General features: G+C 72.5%; 16 protein-coding genes and 1 pseudogene. 9 read left to right on the top strand and 8 right to left on the bottom strand.

Annotated features, from left to right (window positions below; all coding sequences use genetic code 11):
• Nucleotides 1-14: 14 nt before the first annotated feature.
• From AC07GB_RS34390 to AC07GB_RS34370, 5 genes are all read right to left on the bottom strand, one after another.
• Nucleotides 15-1,490, bottom strand: a complete 1,476-nt coding sequence (locus AC07GB_RS34390; RefSeq protein ID WP_478852490.1) for an AMP-binding protein — start codon at nt 1,488-1,490, stop codon at nt 15-17.
• A 90-nt stretch (nt 1,491-1,580) separates the two neighbouring features.
• A complete protein-coding gene (gene pabB / locus AC07GB_RS34385; protein WP_478852488.1) occupies nt 1,581-3,773 on the bottom strand; it encodes an aminodeoxychorismate synthase component I in 2,193 nt (730 codons plus the stop codon).
• A 51-nt stretch (nt 3,774-3,824) separates the two neighbouring features.
• Nucleotides 3,825-5,174 carry a 3-deoxy-7-phosphoheptulonate synthase gene (locus AC07GB_RS34380; RefSeq protein WP_478852486.1) on the bottom strand — a complete coding sequence of 450 codons (1,350 nt, stop codon included), beginning with the start codon at nt 5,172-5,174 and terminating at the stop codon, nt 3,825-3,827.
• 106 nt (nt 5,175-5,280) lie between these two features.
• Complete coding sequence (locus AC07GB_RS34375; protein ID WP_478852484.1) at nt 5,281-6,648, bottom strand: aldehyde dehydrogenase family protein; 1,368 nt, start codon at nt 6,646-6,648, stop codon at nt 5,281-5,283.
• Nucleotides 6,648-7,733, bottom strand: coding sequence for an AMP-binding protein (locus AC07GB_RS34370; RefSeq protein WP_478852482.1), 1,086 nt, complete (start codon nt 7,731-7,733; stop codon nt 6,648-6,650). Before AC07GB_RS34370 ends, AC07GB_RS34375 begins: the two co-directional genes overlap by 1 nt.
• Before the next feature lie 692 nt (nt 7,734-8,425).
• On the opposite strand from AC07GB_RS34370, the gene AC07GB_RS34365 reads away from it, so the two are divergent.
• The 8 genes and pseudogenes from AC07GB_RS34365 (at nt 8,426) to AC07GB_RS34330 (ending at nt 16,254) form a co-directional block, all read left to right on the top strand.
• Nucleotides 8,426-8,908: a carboxymuconolactone decarboxylase family protein gene (locus AC07GB_RS34365; RefSeq protein ID WP_478852480.1), complete on the top strand. Its 483-nt coding sequence runs from the start codon at nt 8,426-8,428 to the stop codon at nt 8,906-8,908.
• A gap of 86 nt (nt 8,909-8,994) precedes the next feature.
• Complete coding sequence (locus AC07GB_RS34360; RefSeq protein ID WP_478852478.1) at nt 8,995-9,579, top strand: hypothetical protein; 585 nt, start codon at nt 8,995-8,997, stop codon at nt 9,577-9,579.
• Nucleotides 9,576-10,730: an FAD-dependent monooxygenase gene (locus tag AC07GB_RS34355; RefSeq protein WP_478852476.1), complete on the top strand. Its 1,155-nt coding sequence runs from the start codon at nt 9,576-9,578 to the stop codon at nt 10,728-10,730. Before AC07GB_RS34360 ends, AC07GB_RS34355 begins: the two co-directional genes overlap by 4 nt.
• 61 nt (nt 10,731-10,791) lie before the next feature.
• Nucleotides 10,792-11,790, top strand: coding sequence for an aldo/keto reductase (locus AC07GB_RS34350; protein ID WP_478852474.1), 999 nt, complete (start codon nt 10,792-10,794; stop codon nt 11,788-11,790).
• 111 nt (nt 11,791-11,901) lie between these two features.
• Nucleotides 11,902-13,443 (top strand): FAD-binding oxidoreductase, encoded by a 1,542-nt coding sequence (locus AC07GB_RS34345; RefSeq protein ID WP_478852472.1) that lies wholly within the window; start codon nt 11,902-11,904, stop codon nt 13,441-13,443.
• A 35-nt stretch (nt 13,444-13,478) separates the two neighbouring features.
• Nucleotides 13,479-15,314 (top strand): nitrosuccinate lyase, encoded by a 1,836-nt coding sequence (locus AC07GB_RS34340; RefSeq protein ID WP_478852470.1) that lies wholly within the window; start codon nt 13,479-13,481, stop codon nt 15,312-15,314.
• A 116-nt stretch (nt 15,315-15,430) separates the two neighbouring features.
• Nucleotides 15,431-15,541: pseudogene (locus AC07GB_RS34335) on the top strand (hypothetical protein); the annotation flags it as partial.
• Between the two features lie 77 nt (nt 15,542-15,618).
• Nucleotides 15,619-16,254 carry an SDR family NAD(P)-dependent oxidoreductase gene (locus AC07GB_RS34330; protein ID WP_478852541.1) on the top strand — a complete coding sequence of 212 codons (636 nt, stop codon included), beginning with the start codon at nt 15,619-15,621 and terminating at the stop codon, nt 16,252-16,254.
• On the opposite strand, the gene AC07GB_RS34325 is transcribed toward AC07GB_RS34330, so the two are convergent.
• The gene (locus AC07GB_RS34325; RefSeq protein WP_478852468.1) at nt 16,186-17,022 is read right to left on the bottom strand and encodes a GbsR/MarR family transcriptional regulator; all 837 of its coding nucleotides are present in this window, start codon (nt 17,020-17,022) and stop codon (nt 16,186-16,188) included. The two genes, AC07GB_RS34330 and AC07GB_RS34325, sit on opposite strands and share 69 nt — an antisense overlap.
• A 369-nt stretch (nt 17,023-17,391) precedes the next feature.
• Here AC07GB_RS34325 and AC07GB_RS34320 point away from each other — a divergent pair, with 369 nt between their 5' ends.
• Nucleotides 17,392-18,420, top strand: coding sequence for a Rossmann-fold NAD(P)-binding domain-containing protein (locus tag AC07GB_RS34320; RefSeq protein ID WP_478852466.1), 1,029 nt, complete (start codon nt 17,392-17,394; stop codon nt 18,418-18,420).
• Between the two features lie 465 nt (nt 18,421-18,885).
• Here the strand turns inward: AC07GB_RS34320 and AC07GB_RS34315 are convergent, their stop codons facing one another.
• On the bottom strand, nt 18,886-20,112 hold the full coding sequence (locus AC07GB_RS34315; protein ID WP_478852464.1) for a helix-turn-helix domain-containing protein: 1,227 nt from the start codon (nt 20,110-20,112) through the stop codon (nt 18,886-18,888).
• A 406-nt stretch (nt 20,113-20,518) separates the two neighbouring features.
• Nucleotides 20,519-20,776, bottom strand: a complete 258-nt coding sequence (locus AC07GB_RS34310; protein WP_478852462.1) for a hypothetical protein — start codon at nt 20,774-20,776, stop codon at nt 20,519-20,521.
• Between the last annotated feature and the right edge of the window lie 555 nt (nt 20,777-21,331).

Genomic DNA, 21,331 nt, shown 5'->3' with positions numbered 1-21,331 from the left:
GCGGGGCGGGGTGGTCAGTGGGCGGGGGCGGTGGTGCGGATCAAGAAGCGCTGGAGTTTGCCGGTGGCGGTGCGCGGCAGGGCGTCGACGAAGTGCACGCTGCGCGGCACTTTGAAGGGGGCCAGGTGTTCGCGGGCCAGGGCGGTCAGTTCGGCTTCCAGGCCCTGGGCGGGTCCGGGGCGGTGGGGGACGACGAAGGCGCGCAGTTTGGTGGCGCCTTCGGCGTTGGGCAGGGAGGCGACGGCGACGTCGCGCACGGCCGGGTGGGCGGCCAGGACTTCTTCGACCTCGGTGGGGGAGATGGTGATGCCGCCGACCATTTCCAGGTCGTCGGCGCGGCCGCGGTGGGTGTAGGTGCCGTCGGGGTTGCGTACGGCGCGGTCGCGGGTGGCCAGCCAGCCGTCGAGGAGGGTGCGGGCGGTGTCTTGGGGCCGGTTCAGGTAGTGGGGCATGACGGTGGGTCCGCGCACCCACAGTTCGCCTTCGCTGCCCTGGGGTACGGGGTTCAGGTCGCGGTCGCGCAGCTGGAGTTCGAAGCCGGGGGCGGGGGTGCCGACGGTGCCGGGGGTGTGGCGGGTGAGGCTGTTGGAGGCGAAGGCGTGGCCGGCTTCGGTGGAGCCGAGCTGGTCCAGGACGGGGGCCTCCAGGTGGGCGGTGACGCGGGCGGCCAGGGCGGGGCTGAGGCGCTCGCCGGCGGAGACGGCGGCGCGCAGGGCGCTGAAGGCGGCCGGGTCGCTGTGGGCGGTCAGGGCGGCGTAGGCGGAGGGGACCGCGTGCAGGTGGGTGACGCGGTGGCGGGCGGCCAGGCGGGCGATGGCGGCGGGGCGGGGCGGGTCGGGCAGCAGGACGGCGGAGCCGCCGGAGTACAGGGGGAAGGCCAGGGAGTTGCCCAGGCCGTAGGCGAAGAACAGTTTGGACACCGACAGGTTGACGTCGCTCTCGCCGATGTCCAGGAGCTGGGCGCCGGTGCCGGTGTAGTAGTGGGCCGGGTCGCGGTGGCGGTGCAGGACGCCTTTGGGGGCGCCGGTGGTGCCGGAGGTGTACTGGATGTAGAGGGTGTGCTCGGGGTCGCTCTCGGCGGGTGGTGCGGGGGCCTGGTGGGCGGCGCGCTGGAGGAGCTGGCTGCCGGTGAGGTGGGTCAGGGCGGTGAAGCGGGGGGCCAGGAAGGCTTCGGTGAGGGCCAGGCGGGGGCGGGCGTCGCGCACGATGTGGGCGTGCTCGCCGGCGGCCAGGTGGGGGTTGGCCAGGACGGCGACGGCGCCGATGCGGGCGGTGGCCAGGAAGGCGGTGACCCAGGCGATGGTGTCGGGCAGGGCGATCAGGATGCGGGTGCCGGGGCGGGCGCCGGCGTCGGCCAGGACGGTGGCGGCCCGGGCGGCGAGCTGGTGGAGGCGGCCGTGGGTGAGGGTGAGGTCTCTCTCGTGGTAGGCGGGCCGGTCGAGCCATCGGTTGCGGGCGGCCCGGCGGGCGAGGTCTGCGGCCATGTTCATGGCGGGAGGGGGTCCTGTTCTGGGCGGAAGGGGGGCGGGGGCCAGGGCGGGCGGGGGCCGCGGCCCCCGAAAAGGGGGGGGCGGGCGGGTTCAGACCGTGGCGGGCGCCTCCGCTTCCCGGACCCCCGGCACGACGGCGGCATCGGCGGCATCGTCGGCGGCGGTGGGGGTGGTGGGGTGCAGGGCGCGCAGCGGGGCGGCGGCCTTCAGGAGCATTTCCTGGTACTCGTCGCCTGCGTCGGAGTCCAGGACGATGGCGCCGCCGGCGCCGATGCGCCACTGGTCGCCGATGCGCACGGCGGTGCGGATGACGATGTTCAGGTCGGCGGTGCCGTTGGTGGACAGCCAGCCGATGGAGCCGGAGTAGACGCCGCGGGCCTCGGTCTCCAGGGATTCGATGATCTCCATGGTGCGGCGCTTGGGGGCGCCGGTCATGGAGCCGCCGGGGAAGCAGGCGCGCACGGCGTCGATGGCGTCGCTGTCCTCGCGCAGGGTGGAGCGGATGGTGGAGACGAGCTGGTGGACGGTGCGGTAGCTCTCGGTGGCCATCAGGCGCGGCACGTGCACGGATCCGACCTTGCTGACGCGGCCGAGGTCGTTGCGCAGCAGGTCGACGATCATGAGGTTCTCGGCGCGGGTCTTGGCGCTGTCGGTCAGCGATTCGCGCAGGCGCCGGTCTTCGCCGGGGTCCGCGCTGCGCGGGACGGTGCCCTTGATCGGTTTGGTTTCGACGGTGCCGGCGCGGTCGATGGTCAGGAAGCGTTCGGGGGAGGAGCCGGCGATCTCGAGGTCGTCGCCCAGGCGCAGGTAGGAGGCGTAGGGGGCGGGGTTGACGTGGCGCAGGGTGCGGTAGAAGTCCAGGCCGCCGTGCCGGTCGGCGGGGGTCCAGGCGGCGTTGGTGAGGCAGACTTCGTAGCTTTCGCCGGCGCGCAGCTGCTGGTGGATGGCGGCGATGCGGGCGGCGTAGGCGTCGGCGTCGTGGACGAGCCAGGGCTCGACGGGGACGGTGGCGGGTTCGGGGGCCGGCTGCTGGGGGCGCGGGGGCAGGGCGAGCAGGGTGGCGGCGGTGGCCTCCAGCCAGCGCACGGCGTCCTCGGCGCCCTCGCGGTGGCCGGTGCGGCTGAGGGCGGCCAGGTAGGTGGTGCCCTCGTGGTGGTCGACGGCGATGAAGCGGTCGGCGAAGAGCCAGACGGCGTCGGGGGTGGGGGCGCGGTGTTTGTTGGTGGCGCCCAGGTCGCCCTTGAGTTCGTAGCCGAAGTAGCCGACGTAGCCGCCGGTGAAGTCGAAGGGCAGGTGGGGGGCGGATGTCTGACGGCTGCGCAGTTCGCCCTGGAGGTAGTCGAAGACGGTGCCGGGCACGTGCTCGGTGGCCTGGCCGGTGCGGGTGACCTCGACGTGGCCCTGGCCGGTGCGGTAGCGCACGGTCTCGGCCAGCGGGCCGGCGGCGTCGCCGAAGAAGGAGAAGCGGGCGCGCCCGGCCTCGGCCAGGGCGCTGTCGAGCCAGAACACCGGGGCGCCGGTGGTGCCGTAGAGGTGGGTGAAGGCGCTCTCGGTGTCGATCTCCTTCTCCAGGATGCGCAGGTGCAGCTGGTAGGGCGTTGAAGGCGTTGAAGGCGCTGTGGGGGCCGGGGTCTTGGGGGCGGGGGCCGTGGCGGCGGGGTGGGGCGAGGTGGGCCGCGGCGCGCTGCGGGGGTGCTCGGCCTGGTGGGCCAGGGTCAGGTCGCGGAAGTTGGCGAGCATCTGGTGGCCGTACTGGGTGGAGACGGACTCGGGGTGGAACTGCACGCCCCACAGCGGCCGTTCGCGGTGCCGCACGGCCATGATCACGCCGTCCTCGGCCCAGGCGGTGGCCTCAAGGGCGGCGGGCAGCGGCTCGGCGATGGCCAGGGAGTGGTAGCGCACGGCTGTGAAGTCCTGCGCCAGGCCTGCGAAGATCTCCTGGGCGGTGTGGGTGATGCGGCTGAGGTAGCCGTGGCGGGCCTGGGGGGCGCGGGTGATGAGGGCGCCCGCGGCGGCGGCGATGCCCTGGTGGCCCAGGCACACGCCCAGGACGGGGATGTCGGCGCGTTCGATGATGCAGGCGCTGGCGCCGAAGTCCTCGGCGCGGCCGGGGTGGCCGGGGCCCGGCGAGATCACGACGTTGTCGTAGGCGCCGAGGTCGATGCCGGCGGCGCCGGGGGCGTCGTTGGTGACCACGTCGGGTTCCTCGCCGTTGACCTCGGCGATGAGCTGGAAGAGGTTGTAGGTGTACGAGTCGTAGTTGTCGATCAGGAGGGTCTTCATCACGGCTCCGTCGGGCGCGGGCAGGAAAAGAAACAGAGAGAGGGGGGCGGGTCAGCCGCGGGCGATGAGGTCGGCGGCCCGGTGGGCCAGCAGGCGGGCCTGGTCGTCGTTCAGGCGCGGGTCGCACAGGGTGCGGTAGGCGCGGGCCAGGCCCTGCTCGCTGCGCGGGCCGCCGGTGCCCAGGCACTCGGTGACGCGGTCGCCGGCGACCTCCAGGTGCAGGCCGCCGGGCCACTGCCCGGCGCGGTGCATGATCTCGATGAACGCGCTGGTCTCGGCGGTGATGTCGTCCATGTGCCGGGTCTTGTGGCCGGTGGCGGCGGTGAAGGTGTTGCCGTGCATGGGGTCGCACGCCCACACCACCTGGTGGCCGGCCTCGGCGACGGTGCGGATGAACTCCGGCAGCAGCCGGCCTACCTCGGCCGCGCCCAGGCGGGCGATGAGGGTGAGCCGGCCGGGGCGGCGGTGCGGGTCGAGCCGGTGGCACAGGGCGGTCAGTTCGCCGCGGCTGATGCCGGGGCCGATCTTGACGGCGACGGGGTTGGCGATGTGGGCCAGCAAGGCGATGTGGGCGCCTTCGGCCTGGCGGGTGCGATCGCCCACCCAGGGCAGGTGGGTGGAGAGCAGGTAGTCCTCGCCGGTGCGCGCGTCGCGGCGTACGAAGGGCTCTTCGTAGTCGAGCAGCAGGGCTTCGTGGCTGGTCCACAGTCCCGTGCGGCGCCAGCCGTCCTCGGTGCGGCGGGTGCGCCCGTAGTCGTCCAGGACCGCGCGCAGGGTGCCGTCCCAGGAGCGCGGGCGGCGGGTGCCGAGGAGGCCGGCGGCCGACAGCGGGGTGAGGTCGGCAGCCGCGCGGTGGGCGATGATGTGCAGTTCGCCGAGCAGGGCGCGGGCGCTGTGGTAGCCGGCCAGCAGGCGGCGCGGGTCGGGGATGCGGGCGCCGGCGTCGGCGTCGGGGGCGTTGACGTTCAGGCCGCGGAAGACGGGCAGGGCGCGGCCGGCGACGATCTCCTCGGGCTTGGAGCGGGGCTTGGCGTACTGGCCTGCGATGCGGCCCACGGTCATGGTGGGCAGCTGGAGGCGGTTGCTGATGATCTCGCCCATCTCGCCCAGGACGCGGTGCTTGCCCTGGAGGGCGGCCACCCCCATGGCGCCGGTGGGCTCGGCGCAGTCTCCGGCTTGCAGTAAAAAGGCCTGGCGGGCGCTGACGTCGGCGAGGGCCGCGCCGGCCTGGCGCACGTCGGCGGCGGCGGTCAGTGCGGGCAGGCGGGCCAGTTCCCCGGTGACGTCGGCGACGGCGGCCGGGTCCGGCCAGGGCGGCTGCTGGGCGGCGGGCAGGCCGCGCCAGGGGGGCGCGGTCAGGGCGCGGGTGCGGGCCGGGGGTGCGGGTGCGGTCAGTGGCATGGCGGCATCTCTTTCGGACAAGGGGCGGACACAGGGCGGGCGGTGGGCAGGCGGTGGGCGGACAGGGGGCGGGCGCACCGGCGGCTGCCGGCGCGAGGGGGGGTGTTCAGGTGGCGCGGATGAGGGCTTTGGGTTCCAGGAGGAAGCCGGCGAGGCTGCCGTCGTGGGGCAGTTCGGGGCGTGAGAGCCAGGGCCGGATGTCTCCGGAGGTGACCTTGCGGATGCTGGGTTCGTGCAGGAGCTGCTCGGCCAGAGCGGTGTGGCGCCCGCCCAGGCTGACCACCAGGGAGTCGCGCAGGGGGGCGGTGCCGTCCTGATCGCGCCAGGGGGCGACGACGACGAAGGGGAAGGGCAGTTCGGTGCCGACCAGCGGGTGGCGCGGGTCGTCCACGGAGATCACCAGCGGGCGCAGGACGACGCTGGTGTCCTCCAAGACGCTCAGCGGCCCCTGCGGATACAGCGCGCTGGAGTGGTCGCGGCCCTGGGCGGCCAGGCCGGCGAGGTAGGGGCCCAGTGCCTCGGCGTTGGTCTTGGTGGTGGCCGGCAGTACGGCCTGGGGGGAGGTGACGGGCAGCGGGGGCAGCGCGGCCAGGCGCTCGGCCAGGGCGTCGGCGAGGGCGGTGACGTCACCGCTGGTCAGGACGGCGGAGATGTTGTTGCAGCGCACGCCGCCGTCGTCGGCGATCCACGTCGTGAGGCTCTCGGGCAGGGCGGCGGCCGCCTCGGCGTCCACCAGGGCCTTGCTGCGGCCCGGGCCGCGCACCAGGATGTCGCGCCGGTTGCCGTAGCGGGCGGCCGCCTCCGGGCCGCCGTAGACGATGCCCAGGTCGGCCTGGTCGAGCAGGTGGTCGCCCAGGTCGTGGCCGCCGGGCAGGAAGGCCAGGCGCTCGCCGGGCAGTCCGGCCCGCAGCAGGGCCGCGGTCAGCCGGCGGGGGGTGAAGGGGTCCTTGCTGCCCGGGCGCAGCAGCACGCTGTAGCCGAGGGAGAGCGCGCGCACCCAGGTGACGTTGGGTTCGGGGTGGTTGTTGGGGACCACGACGGCCAGGACGCGGCCGCGCGGCACCCAGTGGCGGGCGAAGGCGCCCTGGGCGAACGGGGCGGGCAGTTCGGCGGAGTTGAGGGCCTCGATGTGCGACAGGGCGCCGCGGATGCCGGCGGTGGCGCGCTCGACGGTGGCGCGCGGGGAGCCGGTGGCCACCGCGACCCGGCGCTGGTACTCCTTGGGGCTCTCGCCGTCCAGGGTGGCGGTGGCGAACAGCTCTCCGGCCACGGCGAACAGCTCCGCGCGCGGGGCGGGCCCGCCGGCGCGGGCGCGGACCTGCCCGATCGCGGCCTGCGCCAGCAGGCGGGGGGCCAGCCCGACCTCGGCGGCCACCTGCCCGTCCACACCCGTCAGTTCGGCACGGTCACGGCTGTCGACCTCCCGCCCGGCGATGACCGGGTTGAGCCGCACGGCAGGAGCAGGGGCGCTCATCAGTAGACCCCCTCGATGACGCGGGTGCCGCCCTGGGAGGCCAGCGGGGCGATGTCGGCGAGCCCGTCGACGCTGTCGCCGGGCGCGGGGCGCACACGGATCGCGGTGTCCCGCTCCAGCACGTTGGGCAGGAACATGTCGCGGCTGAGCAGGTGCACGAGCACCTGGCCGCGCTCGCCGTAGGCCACCGGCACACCCCGGCGGGTGTCGAGGAGTTCGACCACGGACTGCGGGAAGAAGGGCCGGAAGACGGCCGGGTGCACGTCGCCGTCCAGGCGGGGGCGCTGCGGGGCGATGCCCATCAGGGTGTTGCCGTAGATCGCGGCGATCCTGGCGCGCGGGAAGAACGTCTCCTCCAGCTGGCGCAGCGACTCCGCGCTGATGCTCGTGCCCGCCCACACGATGCCCTCCAGGCCGGCCGCCAGCTGCTCGTGGAGCGCGGGGCGGGCCACCAGCGCCTCCAGGACCGGCGGGGTGATGAACAAGACCTTGATGTCCTGGGACTGCACGATCAGTTCGACCTGGTCCAGAAGGTAGGAGCGGTACTCCCCGGCCAGCTCGCCGCGCCCCGAGCCCAGCAGGCGCTTGACCCAGCGCGGGTCGAAGTCGACGGTGAAGGCCACTCCGCCGCGGCGCTGCGCCAGGTGGCGGATGGTGCGCCCCACGACGTGCGGCCCGGTGGGGCCCACGTGCAGCCAGTTGCCGGTGGCGGGGAAGCCGTGGGCGTCCAGGACGGTGCTGACCCAGTCCACGTTCAGGCCGCGCGAGGCGGCGTCGATCACGCGCTTGGGCGCGCCGAGGGTGCCGCCGGACTCGAAGACCTCGAAGGGCCCGCCGGTGTGTCCGGCCGGGATCAGGTCCTCCACGGCCACGGTGCGCAGCTGGTCGCTGACGTCGGGAAAGCGCCGCAGGTCGGCCAGGGTGCGGATGTCGCGCACCGGGTCGAAGCCGAGCGTGGGGGCCAGGCGCAGCCAGAACGGCGAGCCGGTCGCGGCACCGAAGTGCCAGCGCAGGATCTGGCGCAGATGGGCCTCGGCGCCGGCGCCGGGGGAGGCCGAGGGGGCGTGCGGGAGCAGTTCGGTCATGGTGTGTCAGCCCATTCGTCAGGGTGGGGTGGAAACGGGGCAGGCCTGAGCCGGGTGGCGCGCTCAGGCCTGGGAGGGCATCGCGGGCAGGGAGGTGCGGTGGGGAAGCGCACCCATAAATAGCTTTCAGAAAAGCTTTCTTGATGTCAAGAGGCAGCCGCAATCCGGGACCAGGAAGGCGCTCCCGGATCGTCAACTACCCGCATGAATACGGTGATTTGGTGACGGGGGCTGGGCGACGGAAGGATGGATTCCGAGGTACGAGAGCTTTTCAAAAAGCTTCCTGGAAGGTCGGCGGAGGGCCCGGCGCCGGGGGGTGGACACCTGCGTGACACCCCGTCAGCAGCAGGGCGGGGAAGGGCAGTCGCGACGGACCGGCAGCCCGGCAGCACCGAGCCCACCAGGGGGGCGACCGGCCGACGGCCCGAAAGGGGAACGAGCCGGTACCTCACCTCTCACCAGCCAGCGGCCCGCCCCACGACGAGCCGGCTCCCACCCACGCCGGGACGACCCTCACCGGCGTAGGGCCAGGGACTCACCGCGACGGCCCACCCCCTGAGGGGCGAGCCACCCCCGCACCCCACGCCCCCGGCCCGCCCCGGGCCCCGCCCCGGGGGCCTTCGCCCAGGATGACTGCGACAGTGGAAAGTCGCGCTTCCCCCACCACCGGAACCCTTCCTACCGTGCAGGGCATGACCACTGCCGAGTCCTCCCCCCGCCTGAAGCTGTCCGAGCTGGCCCCCCAGGTCTACTCCGCCATGGGACGCCTGCACGCCACCGCGGAGAAAGCCGCCCAGGAAGCCGGACTCGAGCACTCCCTGCTCGAACTCGTCAAGATCCGCGCCTCACAGATCAACGGCTGCGCCTTCTGCATCGACATGCACACCCTCGACGCCCGCGCCGCCGGCGAACGCGAACAGCGCCTGTACGCCCTCAGCGCCTGGGAAGAAACCCCCTTCTTCACCGCCCGCGAACGCGCCGCCCTGGCCCTGACGGAAGCCGTCACCGTCATCCACACCGACCACGTGCCCGACCCCGTCTACCAGGCAGCCCTCAAGGAGTTCAGCGAAGCCGAAGTCGCCCAGCTCATCTGGGCCGCCGCCGTCATCAACGCCTACAACCGCATCGCCATCTCCACCCGCATGGTGCCCGGCCACTACACCCCCAAGGCATGACACCCCACACCGCGCACCCCCACCGTGCCGCCGGCGCCCCGAAGTCCGGCCCCGCCGGGCGGCACCCGCGCTGAAAAGGGCCGCAGATGACCCGCCGCACCCCCTGCCACCCCGCCGAACAACCCGCCCTGCTGCGCGCCCAGCAGTTCGCCGACCCCTTCACCCGCCACCTGCTCACCCACCGCGGCTCCACCACCGCCCTGCTCGAACACCACCTGGGCGCACCCCTCGCCCTGCGCCTGGTGACCCAGCGGGTGCGGCGCACCCACACGCACGCCGCCCACCTGCTGCCCCTGCTCGGCCCGCACACCGACGAACCCTGGCTGGTACGCCGCACCGAACTGCGCCACCACACCCACGCGGCCGTCTCCCGCAACCTCGTCATGGGCCCAGTGCCCCGCCGCGCCGACCTGTGCACCATCCTCACCAGCGACACCGTCCCCCTGGGCCGGGCCCTGGCCGAACACCGCCTGCCCCAGCGCCGCCGCCTGCTGCGCGTAGGCCGATCCCCCTGGCACCCCCTGGCCCACACCGCCGCCTGGCGCGGCTACATCGTCCACGTCGACGACGAACAGCCCTTCTACGTCGAGGAGTTGTTCCACCCCGCCATCGCCCCGGCCCGGCTGCGCCCCGCCCCCCGCCCCGAGCCCGCCACGGCGGCAGCCCCATGAGCGAGGTCACCGTCGTCGGCGCCGGCCCCGTCGGCCTGGCCGCGGCCCTGGCCGCCCGCCACCACCGCCTGCCCGTCACCGTCCTGGAAGCCCGCCCCGAACACCGCCCGCGCCCCGGCAGCCGGGCCATCTTCGTCCACCGCGCCACCCTGGACCTGCTGGACGGCATCCACCCCGGCCTGGGCCGCACCCTCGCCGACGCGGGCCTGACCTGGCGCACCCGGCGCACCCTGTGGCGCGGCCGCCCCGTCCACACCCGCACCTACCACGGCCCCGCCCACCGCATCCCCTTCACCAGCCTGCCCCAGATGGCGGTGGAGGACCTGCTGCGCACCGCCTGCCACCAGGCAGGCGCCGAGATCTGCTGGGCCCAGCCCGTCACCGACATCCGCACCACCCCCCGCGCCGCGGAACTCCTGACCGCCACCGGCCACTGCCACCGCACCGGCCACGTCATCGCCGCCGACGGCGCCCGCTCCACCCTGCGCACCCGCCTGGGCCTGCACCTGAAGGGCACCACAGCTCCCACCGGCTTCGCCGTGGCCGACCTGACCGGCGAGGCCGGTGGCCTCACCCCCGCCCGGATCTTCCACTACCACCACCCCGCGGCCGGCGGCCGCAACGTCCTGCTGGTGCCCTTCGCCGGCGGCTGGCGCATCGACGTCCAGTGCCGCGACGGCCAGGAAGCCGCCCATTGGGCCGCCACCGCCGCCCACTGGCTGCCCGCCCTGCTCCCCGGCGCCCGCCCCACCGACCTGACCTGGTCCTCCGCCTACCGCTTCCACCAGAAAGTCGCCACCGCCCTCACCGACCCCCACCACCGCGTGCTGCTCACCGGCGAGGCCGCCCACCTGCTGCCCCCCTTCGGCGCGCGCGGCATGAACTCCGGCATCGCCGACGCCCTCGCCGCCGCCCGGGCCATCGCCCACGCCACCCCCCAGGCGATCGCCGACTACGCCCGCACCCGGCGCACCGCGGCCCTGGCCAACGTCCGCGCCGCCACGAGCGCCCTGGCCCACCTCCAGGCCGCCCGGCCCCTGCAACACGCCACCCAGCACGCCGCCGCCCTCCTCGCCCCCCACATCCCCCGCGCCGGCCGCTGGCTGGACCACGCCCCCTTCGGCCCGCCCCTGCACACCGTCCCCTACTGACCCCCCACCCCCGGTGGCACGTCACGCCGTGCCGCACCCGAGCCGCCCAAGGAGAACCCCCGTGCTCCACCGCGCTCTTGGCACCACCGGCCCCCAGGTGTCCGCCCTGGGCCTGGGCTGCATGGGCATGTCCGCCCTCTACGGCCCCGCCGACCGCGACGAGTCCCTGGCCACCGTCCACGCCGCCCTCGAGGCCGGCATCACCCTGCTGGACACCGGCGACTTCTACGGCATGGGCCACAACGAACTGCTCCTGGGCGAGGTCCTGCGCGCCCACCGCCGCGACGAGGTCCAGCTGAGCGTGAAGTTCGGCGCCCTGCGCCGCCCCGATGGCACCTTCCTGGGCTACGACGGCCGCCCCGCGGCCGTCCACACCTCTCTGGCCTACTCCCTGCAACGCCTGGGCACCGACCACATCGACGTCTACCGCATCGCCCGCAGCGACCCCCAGGTGCCCATCGAGGACACCATCGGCGCCATCAGCGAAGCCGTCAAGGCCGGATACGTCCGCCACATCGGCCTGTCCGAAGCCGGCTGCGACACCATCCGCCGGGCCGCCGCCGTCGCCCCCATCACCGACCTCCAGATCGAATACTCCCTGCTGGGGCGCTCCATCGAGACCCACATCCTGCCCCTGTGCCGCGAACTGGGCATCGCCATCACCGCCTACGGCGTCCTGGCCCGCGGCCTGATCAGCGACAACTGGCCCCGCAACCGCTCCTTCACCCCCGACGACGTACGCGGCCACACCCCCCGCTACACCGGCGCCAACGCCGAGTACAACCTCGGCCTCCTCGAAACCGTGCGCACCCTGGCCGCCGAGCGCGGCACCACCCTCGCCCAGACCGCCATCGCCTGGGCCCTGGCCAAAGGCCCCGACATCGTGCCCCTGATCGGCGCCCGCACCCGCCCCCGCCTGGCCGAAGCCCTCGACGCCCTGGGCGCCCCCCTCAGCCCCGCCGAACTCACCCGCATCGAACAGGCCATCCCGCCCGACGCCGCCCGCGGCGACCGCTACCCGGCCGACCAGATGCCCTACCTCGCCCCCGAAACCACCTGACCCCCACCACGCCACCACCGCGCACCACGCATCCTGCGCACACCGCACACCGCACGCCGCACGCCGCACGCCGCACGCCGTACGCCGTACTCCGTGACGAAAGGGAACACCATGCCCACCAGAAGGGCCCTCCTGGGCGCCGGCGCGGGAATCGCCCTCGCCTCCTCCGGCACACTCCTGGCCGGCTCACCCCCCGCCCAGGCACGGCCCAGGCCCCCGCGCGGGCCCCGCACCAACTGGGGGCAGCTGTGCGCGGCCCTCCAAGGCGACCTCATCCTGCCCACCGACAGCCGCTACGACCGCGCCCGCCACCTGGCCTCCGCCCAGTTCGACCACCTGCGCCCCCAGGCCGTCGCCTACTGCGAAAACGCCACCGACGTGGCCACCTGCATCCGCTTCGCCCAGGACAACACCATCCACACCGCGATCCGCAGCGGCGGCCACAGCTTCACCGGCTGGTCCACCACCCAGGGCCTGGTCATCAACCTCACCCGCCTCAACCGGGTGCGCACCAGCGGCTCCACCGTCCACGTCGGCCCCGCCACCCAGATGGTCGACATCGTCACCCAGCTCGCCACCCACGGCCTGGCCGTACCCGGCGGCTTCTGCCCCACCGTCTGCCCCGGCGGCTTCGTCACCGGCGGCGGCCACGGCTGGCAGCACCGCAAGTACGGGCCCGCCAGCGACCGCCTGGTCGGCGCCCAGGTCGTCCTGGCCGACGGCCGCGTCGTCACCACCTCCGCCCAGCACGACCCCGACCTGCTGTGGGCACTGCGCGGAGCAGGCGGCGGCAACTTCGGCGTCATCACCGACTTCGAACTCGCCCCCACCCAGGTGCCCGTCGCCACCACCTTCACCCTCACCTGGGACTGGGACAAGGCCCAGGACATGCTCATCGGCTACCAGCAGTGGGCCCAGGCCGGCGCCCCCGAACTGGCCCCCGACGCCGTCCTGCTGCTGCCCGACGCCCGCCCCGGCACCGTACCCACCGCCATGGTCACCGGCGCCTACCTCGGCACCGCCGCCCCCCTGAAAACCTCCCTGGACCAGCTGGTCTCCCTGGTCGGCAGCCCGCCCGCCTCCCGCGTCAGCGAGGAACTGCCCTACGACAAGGCGATGATGCAGCGCTTCGGCTGCGCCACCTTGACCCCCACCCAGTGCCACACCAGCGGCACCGCACCCGGCGCGAGCCTGCCGCGCACCGCCTACACCAAAAACCGCGGCCGCATGTTCGCCCGCCCGCTGCCCGCCAGCGGCCTCAACGACCTGCTGACCGCCTTCGAAGCGGCCCGCGGCGCCGGACAGACCCGCGTCATCAGCCTGATGGCCCTGGGCAAGAACGCCAACAACCTGGCCCCCGACGCCACCGCCTACGTCCACCGCGACGCCCAGTTCACCTCCGTGTGCGGCATCGACCTGACCACCCCCCAGCCCACCGCCGCCCAGGAGAAGGCCGCACAGGACTGGGTCGACGGCTGCTTCGCCGCCATCGACCCCCACTCCAACGGCCGCGCCTACGTCAACTACCCCGACCCCAAACTGCCCGACTTCGCCCAGGCCTACTACGGCACCAACCTGCCCCGCCTCACCCAGGTCAAGCGCCGCTACGACCCCCACGGCTTCTTCCGCTTCCCCCACGCCCTCACCCCCTGACCCGCCCCCACCTCCCCGCCCAGCGAGGTACCCCCATGCCCGAACCCAACGGGCCCACCCCCCGAACAACCCCACCGCCCGCCCCCGAGGACCCGGGTTCGCCCGCGCCCGCTGCCGAGGACCCGGGTTCGCCCGCGCTCGCTGCCGAGGACACCGGTCTGTCTGCGCTTGCCGCCGAGCTGGCTCTGCCCGCGCTCGCTGCCAAGGAGCCGGACCCGCCCACGCGCTCCGCCGAGGACACCGGCTCACCTGTGCTTGCTGCCGAGGATCCGGGCCCGCCCACGCGTCCTGCTGAGGACCCGGGCCCAGCCACACCCGCCCCTGAGGACACCGATCCGCCCGCACCCGCCCGTAAGGACACCGGCCCGCTCACGCCCGCCCCTAAGGACACCAGCCCGCCCGCGCCCCCGGCCGACACCCCCGATCCGTCCATGCCTGCCACCGAGCACCCGGGCCCACCCACACCCGCCCCCAAGGACCCGGGCCCACCCCCGCCGGCCGCCGAGGACACCGGCCTGCTAGCCCCCGTACGAGCAGGCATCCCAGCCGAAGAGGCCCTCACCGACCAGGCCTGGCTGCACGCGATGCTCACAGCCGAAGCCGCCCTGGCCCGCGCCCAGGCGAGCCTGGGCACCATCCCCGCCCCGGCCGCGGCCCTCATCACCCAGGCCGCGGCCACCACCCGCATCCAGCCACGCCAACTGGCCCTCGCCTCACGGGAGACCGCCAACCCCGTGGTAGCCCTCGTCAAGGAGTTCACCCGCGAGGTCGCCGCCCTCGACCAGACCGCCGCCGAATACGTCCACCGCGGCTCCACCAGCCAAGACATCCTCGACACCGCCACCATGCTGGTCACCGCACACGCGCTACGCCTGATCCGCGCCGACCTGCACCGCACCGCCCAGGCCCTGGCCCACCTCGCCCACACCCACCGCGACACCCTCGCCACCGCCCGCACCCTGGCCCTGCACGCCCTGCCCACCACCTTCGGCCTGAAAGCCGCCAGCTGGCGCCAACTCGTCCACGACGCCCTCACCCGCCTCGACCGCCTCCTGGACACCGGCCTGCCCGTCTCCCTGGGCGGCGCCGCAGGCACCCTGGCCGGCTACCTCGAACACGCCACCACCCCCGACCCCGCCACCTACACCGACGACCTCACCCTGGCCTTCGCCACCGAAACCGGCCTGGCCACCCCCGACCTGCCCTGGCACAGCCTGCGCACCCCCATCGCGGACACCGCCGCCGTACTCGCCTTCACCGCCGGCGCCCTGGGCAAGTTCGCCATCGACGTCCAGACCCTCACCCGCACCGAGATCGGCGAAGTCAGCGAACCCACCCGCCCCGGCCGCGGCAGCTCCTCCGCCATGCCCCACAAACGCAACCCCGTCCTGTCCACCCTCATCCGCAGCACCGCCCTGCAAGTACCCGCCCTGGCCGCCACCCTCTACACCTGCCTGCTCTCGGAGGACGAACGCTCCGCCGGAGCCTGGCACGCCGAATGGCAACCGCTGCGCGAAGCTCTGCGCCTGGTCGGCGGCGCCGCCCACACCGCCGCCACCCTCGCCGAAGGCCTGCGCACCGACCCCGCCCGCATGCGCCACAACACCACCCTGACCCAGGGCCGCATGCTCAGCGAACGCCTCGCCGCCGCCCTCACCGCCCACCTGGGCCGCGCCCGCGCCAAAGCCCTGCTCTCCCAGGCCTCCGACGAGGCCACCCGCACCGGCCGCCCCCTGGCCGAGATCCTGACCGCCCTGCCCGAACTGGCCCCCCACGCCCACCGCATCCACCCCCTGCTGGACCCCGCCCACTACACCGGCGCCGCCACCCTGCTCGTCGACCGCGCCCTCGAACCACAAGCGGACACCTGACCCACCGACACCCGAACGAGCGCCCTCACCCCCGCCCGGCCCCCACCCAGCCGGCCGGGCCCCTACCCTGAGGTCTCCGCACCGCGCCCGCCCGCCCCCCGCTGACAGCGGACCCGGTGAACCCCCCTTTCAAGGAACCGGACACCTCATCCGTGGAACTGCACCTGAAAGACAAGGTCTTCCTCGTCACCGGAGCCTCCGCCGGCATCGGCGAGGCCACCGCCCAACTCCTGGCAGCCGAAGGCGCCCACGTCGTCACCGCCGCCCGCACCCCCCCCACACCCTCACCACCGACGGCCCGCCCATCCACAGCCTCACCGCCGACCTCACCGACCCCGACGCCCCCACCCGCCTCATCGACGCCGTCCTTGAACGCCACCAGCGCCTGGACGGCCTGGTCAACAACGTCGGCGGCCTCACCTCACGCACCGGCTTCCTCGACGTCAGCGACGAACAATGGCTGCACAGCTTCGCGCTGAACTTCCACTCCGCGGTCCGCATGACCCGCGCCGCCCTGCCCGCCCTGCTCACCCGCAGCGCCGCCAGCATCGTCCACCTCGCCAGCGAGGCCGCCCGCTACCCCGACGCCCCCGTCGTCGACTACGCCGCCGCCAAGACCGCACTGCTGTCGGTCTCCAAAACCCTGGCCGCCGAGTTCGGCCCCCACGGCATCCGCTCCAACGTCGTCTCACCCGGCCCCACCCGCACTGCCCTCTTCGACGCCCCCGGCGGCTTCGCCGACCAGCTCGCCACCCGCTTCCAGCGCCCCCGCGAAGAAGCCGTCGACCACTTCGTGCGGGATGTACGCCGCCTGCCCACCGGCCGCATCGGCACCCCCGACGACGTCGCCCGCGTCATCGCCTACCTCCTCTCACCCCTGGCCGGCCAGGTCACCGGCGCCGAATGGGCCGTCGACGGCGGCGCCCTGCGCCAGCTGTGACCCACCCAGCCCCCCGCTGCCGCCCCCACCCTCCCCGCCCCGCACCCGCGCCCCCGTCAACGCCCGCCACTGCTCCATCGACCGGATCATGCTGCGACTGACATGATCCAACAACTGGCCCATCTCCTTGAGCCGCGCCCCCGCCGGAGTACCCACCCCCAGGACACCGGCCCCCTCATGCGCCGTCTCGGCGAACGCGGCATTACGCCGCAAATTGCCCACCACCGCCCGATACATCACATCATCATCAATGACGTACCGGTCACGACGCTGACCCGCCACCCGCTCACGCCGCACGATCTCCTGCCGCTCCAACTGGCCGATCGCCTTGGACACCGACGCCGGACTCACCCGCAACCGCGCGGCCAGGTCAGCAGCCGTCACACTGCCCGAATCAGTCACACACATACACGCCAGCACCCGCGAGACCATCCCCTGCAAACCGATGGCCATCAGCAGATGCACCAGACGCAGCTCATACTCCCGCACCGCCTGCCCATCACGCCCGTAATCCCGCGCACAAGCCTCCGGTACGGACGGCTGCGCCGCCCCCGCCCCCGCCGGCCGGCCCCGCCGGGCACGCCGCCCCGCCGCGTGATGCGCCCGCTCCGCCCGGTACTCCCGCGGCCCGCCGTTACGCATCACCTCCCGCGTCACCGTCGACGTCGGCCGCCCCAGACGCTTGGCGATCTCGGTATACGACAAACCCTCGGCCAGACCCGCCGCGATATCCCGGCGGTCCTGCTGCGTCAGTCTGTTTCCTGGCATCGTCGGTCACCTCACGCGCTGGATGTGCGAGAGCCAGTGTGCGTTCGAACCCAGCTCGTTGCAAAGCACGAATCAGCCACTCATTGCATTAACCATCAGGCCCTTTGCAAGAATTTCAACCCCGCCACCAGCCCTTTCACCCACTCCGAGCCAACTCCTTCGTTGACCCGAAAATGAACGCAACATAGCGTTTCCGAAGCGTTGAAGGCCCCCTGCCACACCGGCACGGCCCGGCACCGCCGCACCCCCACCTGCCCTGACACACCATCACCCCACCAGGGCACAACGGGAGAAGAACCCGGCCGACCGGCGCGCGCGACCCACCCGGCCCACCGCAGCCGCTTCGCAACGGAGGACGAGGACACCGGCATGACCCAGCACACAGTTGGCCTCATCACACCACCCGGCGCGACACAGGACCAACGCCTGCCCCTCCACCCCCAACACCTGGCCCGCCTCGACACCGACGTCAGCGCCCAGGTATACGTCCAGACCGGCTACGGCAGCGCCTTCGGCATCACCGACGACCACCTCGCCCACACCACAGCAGGCATCTGCACCCGCCAGGAAATCTTCGCCGAATGCGACGTCATCCTCGTCCACCACCCCTCACCCCAGGACTACACCGACCTCAAAAACGGCCAGATCCTCTGGGCCCACCCCCACCTGGCACCCCCCACCCCCACCACCACCGGCCCCCGCGACCACCACCCCGCCCTCCTCACACCCCCACCCCACCCCCACCCCACCACACACCCCCAAGAAATCACCGGCTACAGCGCCGTCACCCACGCCCTGGCCCTGACCGGCCGCACCGGCCACTGGGGCCCACCCCTGCACGCCACCATCATCGGCAACGACACCACCGCCCAAGGAGCCCTCCGCGCCCTACAAGCCCAAGGCATCACCACCATCACCCACCTCACCACCCACTTCCCCCACCCCCACACCACCCCACCCACCACACAACTCGAAACCGACCACACCGGCACCCTCCACGCCGTCACCACCACCGGCCACCACCCCCTCCCCGAACTCCTCGCACACCACGACATCATCATCAACTGCACCCACCCCACCGCCCCACCCCTGACCTACCTCACCACCCACCAAACAACCACCCTCAAACCCGGCACCCTCATCATCGACACCACCCCCACCCCCCACACCGGCTTCGACTGGGCCCACCCCACCACCCTCACCCACCCCCTACGCCAAATAACCCCAGGCATCCACTACTACAACCTCCCCGACAGCCCCTCCTACCTCTACAACACCGCAACCTGGACCCAAAGCACCACCCTCCTACCCCACCTCCCCACCGTCACCTCAGGCCACGCCCACTGGACACCAGCACCCGCCCTGCAGCGCGGCGAGGGGCGGTCGCTGTCTGGGTGAAGGAGACCTGGACCAGGCGGAAACACCGCGGCGCTCAGGGCTACCTGGCCTTCGAGGACGAGACCGGGTCCTCATGGCGCCGCCCACTTCGCGTACCTGGGCCGAGGCGGGGACAGACCCCCGTGGCTGGAGGGCAGGACTACCGCGAGCTGTCGCTCAGCAAGCCCGCGCAGGTCCATCGACGAGCACGACTGGATCACCGCCCACTGCCTGCCGCCCTACGCCCCTGCCTCAAGTCAGTCGAGGGCTCTGGTCCCTGCTGCGGCACAGTTCCCAAGCCGACACCGCCTTCAGCGGCCCCCCGACATCACCCGCTGCCTTCGTCACGGCCTCCGCAAAGCCCCGTACCGCAAAGACCTCGTCGACCGCTGCCTCACCACAACCGGCCTGCCACCGGCCGGAACCTCCTGACGGCATCATGCCGCCAAAGCCGGTAACTGCGGTGATTGATCCAGGCTGCCGCGGTCAGGAGGGGTGCTCCTCTTCCCGGGGAGGGTGCGGCTCCCACAACTGCTCGGCGGAGTCCGGCTCTTGTGTTCGGCTGCTGAGGGAAAGGGACGCAGGACCCACGGAGAGACGGACTCTGGGGCTCAGATCCACGAACGCGTTGTGTTTGCCGGTCGCGGAGTCCCGCAGGGACTCCAGTGTCCATGGGGGAATCACGATCCGCTCCGGCCGGTTCGGAAGCACCGCGGAGTTCTCCGGAACCTGGCGGCCCCGGGTGGAGATGACGCGAGGCCTGCGAACTGCCGGGTACAGCGCGGCGTACAGCTCGTGGAAGCTTCGTACGTGATTCACTCCGTGGAGGCTGAGCCTGAACAGGCGGATCCCTTCGCAGACCCTGTGCTCGATCATCGACGGGGAGAGGGTGACGTCGCCGGAGAAAAGGGCAACTGGTGCCCAGGTGCCGTCTCGGGCGTTGTCGGGCCTGGCGTCCGCCGTGTACAGGTCCACCATCCGCAGCCACGCGTCAGAGGGCTGGGCGCTTCGGTGAAACTGCTCCAGGCGGACGGGGATCCGCTCCAGGTGCCGCTTGGATATCTCTTGCCAGCGCACCACGGCCTGGCGTGCTTTGAGCTGCCGGTCGGGGTCCGTGTCGTAGTCGGCGATCACCTGCTCGCGGGCCGCCCGCAGATTGAACTGCCGTAGCTCGCCCAACTCGTAGGCCAGGACGCGCCGGGTGCGCTGCACCGGCCGTCCGTAGGCGGATGCCAGCTCGATCAGGTCGGTGTCCTGCAGATCGGGCCCCGTCCACGTGCCGGGCTGTGGAACGTAGCGCTTGGCCATGTGTGTGACCAGCTCAGCGGCTCGTTCCTGGCGCGCGCGTACGACAGGGCTGGTGTCGATCGCCCGCTCCAGGTTCCGGCGGGTCAGGCCGAAGATCGCGGAGACCTCGTCGAGGAAGCCCGGTCGGCGTGCCGGGACGATGCCCTCCGTTTCGAACCGGCGGTAGTTCTTGGAGGAGATGGCGAGCTGTTCGACAACATCCTGTGCTCGTAGCCCGCAGGCGCGTCGGATGCCGGCAACGTCCCAGCCCTCGCCGTGGTGAGACATCAGGCGGGATGGATGGACGTCCAGTGCCTGCGCGAGCTTCAGGAGCCGCGGAGGATCGGGCACTCGGTGCCCGTTCTCATACGCGAGGATCTGGGCTTTGGAGGCGCCGACGGCTTGGGCGAGTTGCTGCGCGGTCATCGACGTACGGCCTGGACGCGCGTAGAAGTTCGTTCGGTGGGCTCGCAGTTCAGACGCGTTGAAGTCGGCTAGGCCACGTGCCATTCGGTATCTCCCCTTCCTCGCCAGGGACCATTTTAGCGGTAGCATGACCGTGCACCATGGAGTGCTTGCCATAAGGCGGACTGCCCCATGAGCTGGCATTCCATGTTGTTTAGCGGCAGAACCAGTGGATGGGAACGCGGAAATGCGCGACGTTGGACGCCGTTGGCCGCACGGTATGTGAACCGCGGTCGGTCCAGCGTCAGGCGTCATGAAAGTGCCCTGCACCCCCAGGGTGATCACTCCGTTGGCGGGGGTACAGGGCAGGCGTGTGGGAGAGCGAGACTCCCGGAGGCCCTCTGTGTCAGCAGAGGGCCTTACGTCGTCAGAGAAGGTTTTCCAGCTGATGACGCAACCAGGCACCCAGTGCCTGGAGAGTCAGCCAGCCGAAGACCTTCCGGACGATCTTCTTCCGGTCGCCGCGCTTCCCCGCCGAGGGCGGGGTGACTTCCACTCGCAACACCTCCTTCTCCGGGGCGATCGACCCCGATCGGGTGACCCGATCGCCGAAAACACCAGAGAGCGAAGATGCTCTGACGAGCTTACCGGGTTCCGCATACATCACTGACATGTCCCAGGTCATGCCATGGTCCAACTCCACCGCTCCAGCGCGCCCCTGACGGGTAGTTCATGCCTGCACTAACGGTAAGAATCTCCCTGACCTGCTAACTAAGCGTGATGGGCCGCGAGTTGACTGGGCCGTACGAACCGGCTACGCCATTGGTTCCTGCCCGGACGCGTAGATCATCTACGGCGGATGGCGGACCTGACCTCGATGATCTACCCCACTGGGACTGATCGGGACGACAGTGAATCAAGAGCATGCTGATCCGAGCGGCCCCGCAGTGACCCGGACCGCGCACTTCTCGCCTGTGCATGGCTGCTGTCGGCACACCCATGCACCCGGCCGCACCAGGCGCAGACTTGTGCCGTTGATCCTCCACGCGTACGGCACGAACACCCCAGGCATCAGACGACCACGGCCCCTCGAGGGCGACCTGCGCTACGTGCGTCAGCGGTCCTGTTCCTGTCCGCCGCTCGTGCCATCGTCGTTGCGGCGGCCGCACGGCACTCCACCACGGGCAGGTGAAGAAGACCCGGCCACCTCCGAAGCCCCGCGGTCTCGAGGGGCATAATG

This window comes from Streptomyces sp. NPDC045778 (assembly GCF_056431945.1).
Note: the sequence above shows the minus strand (reverse complement) of the source record. Positions and strands in the feature narration are given on the sequence as shown.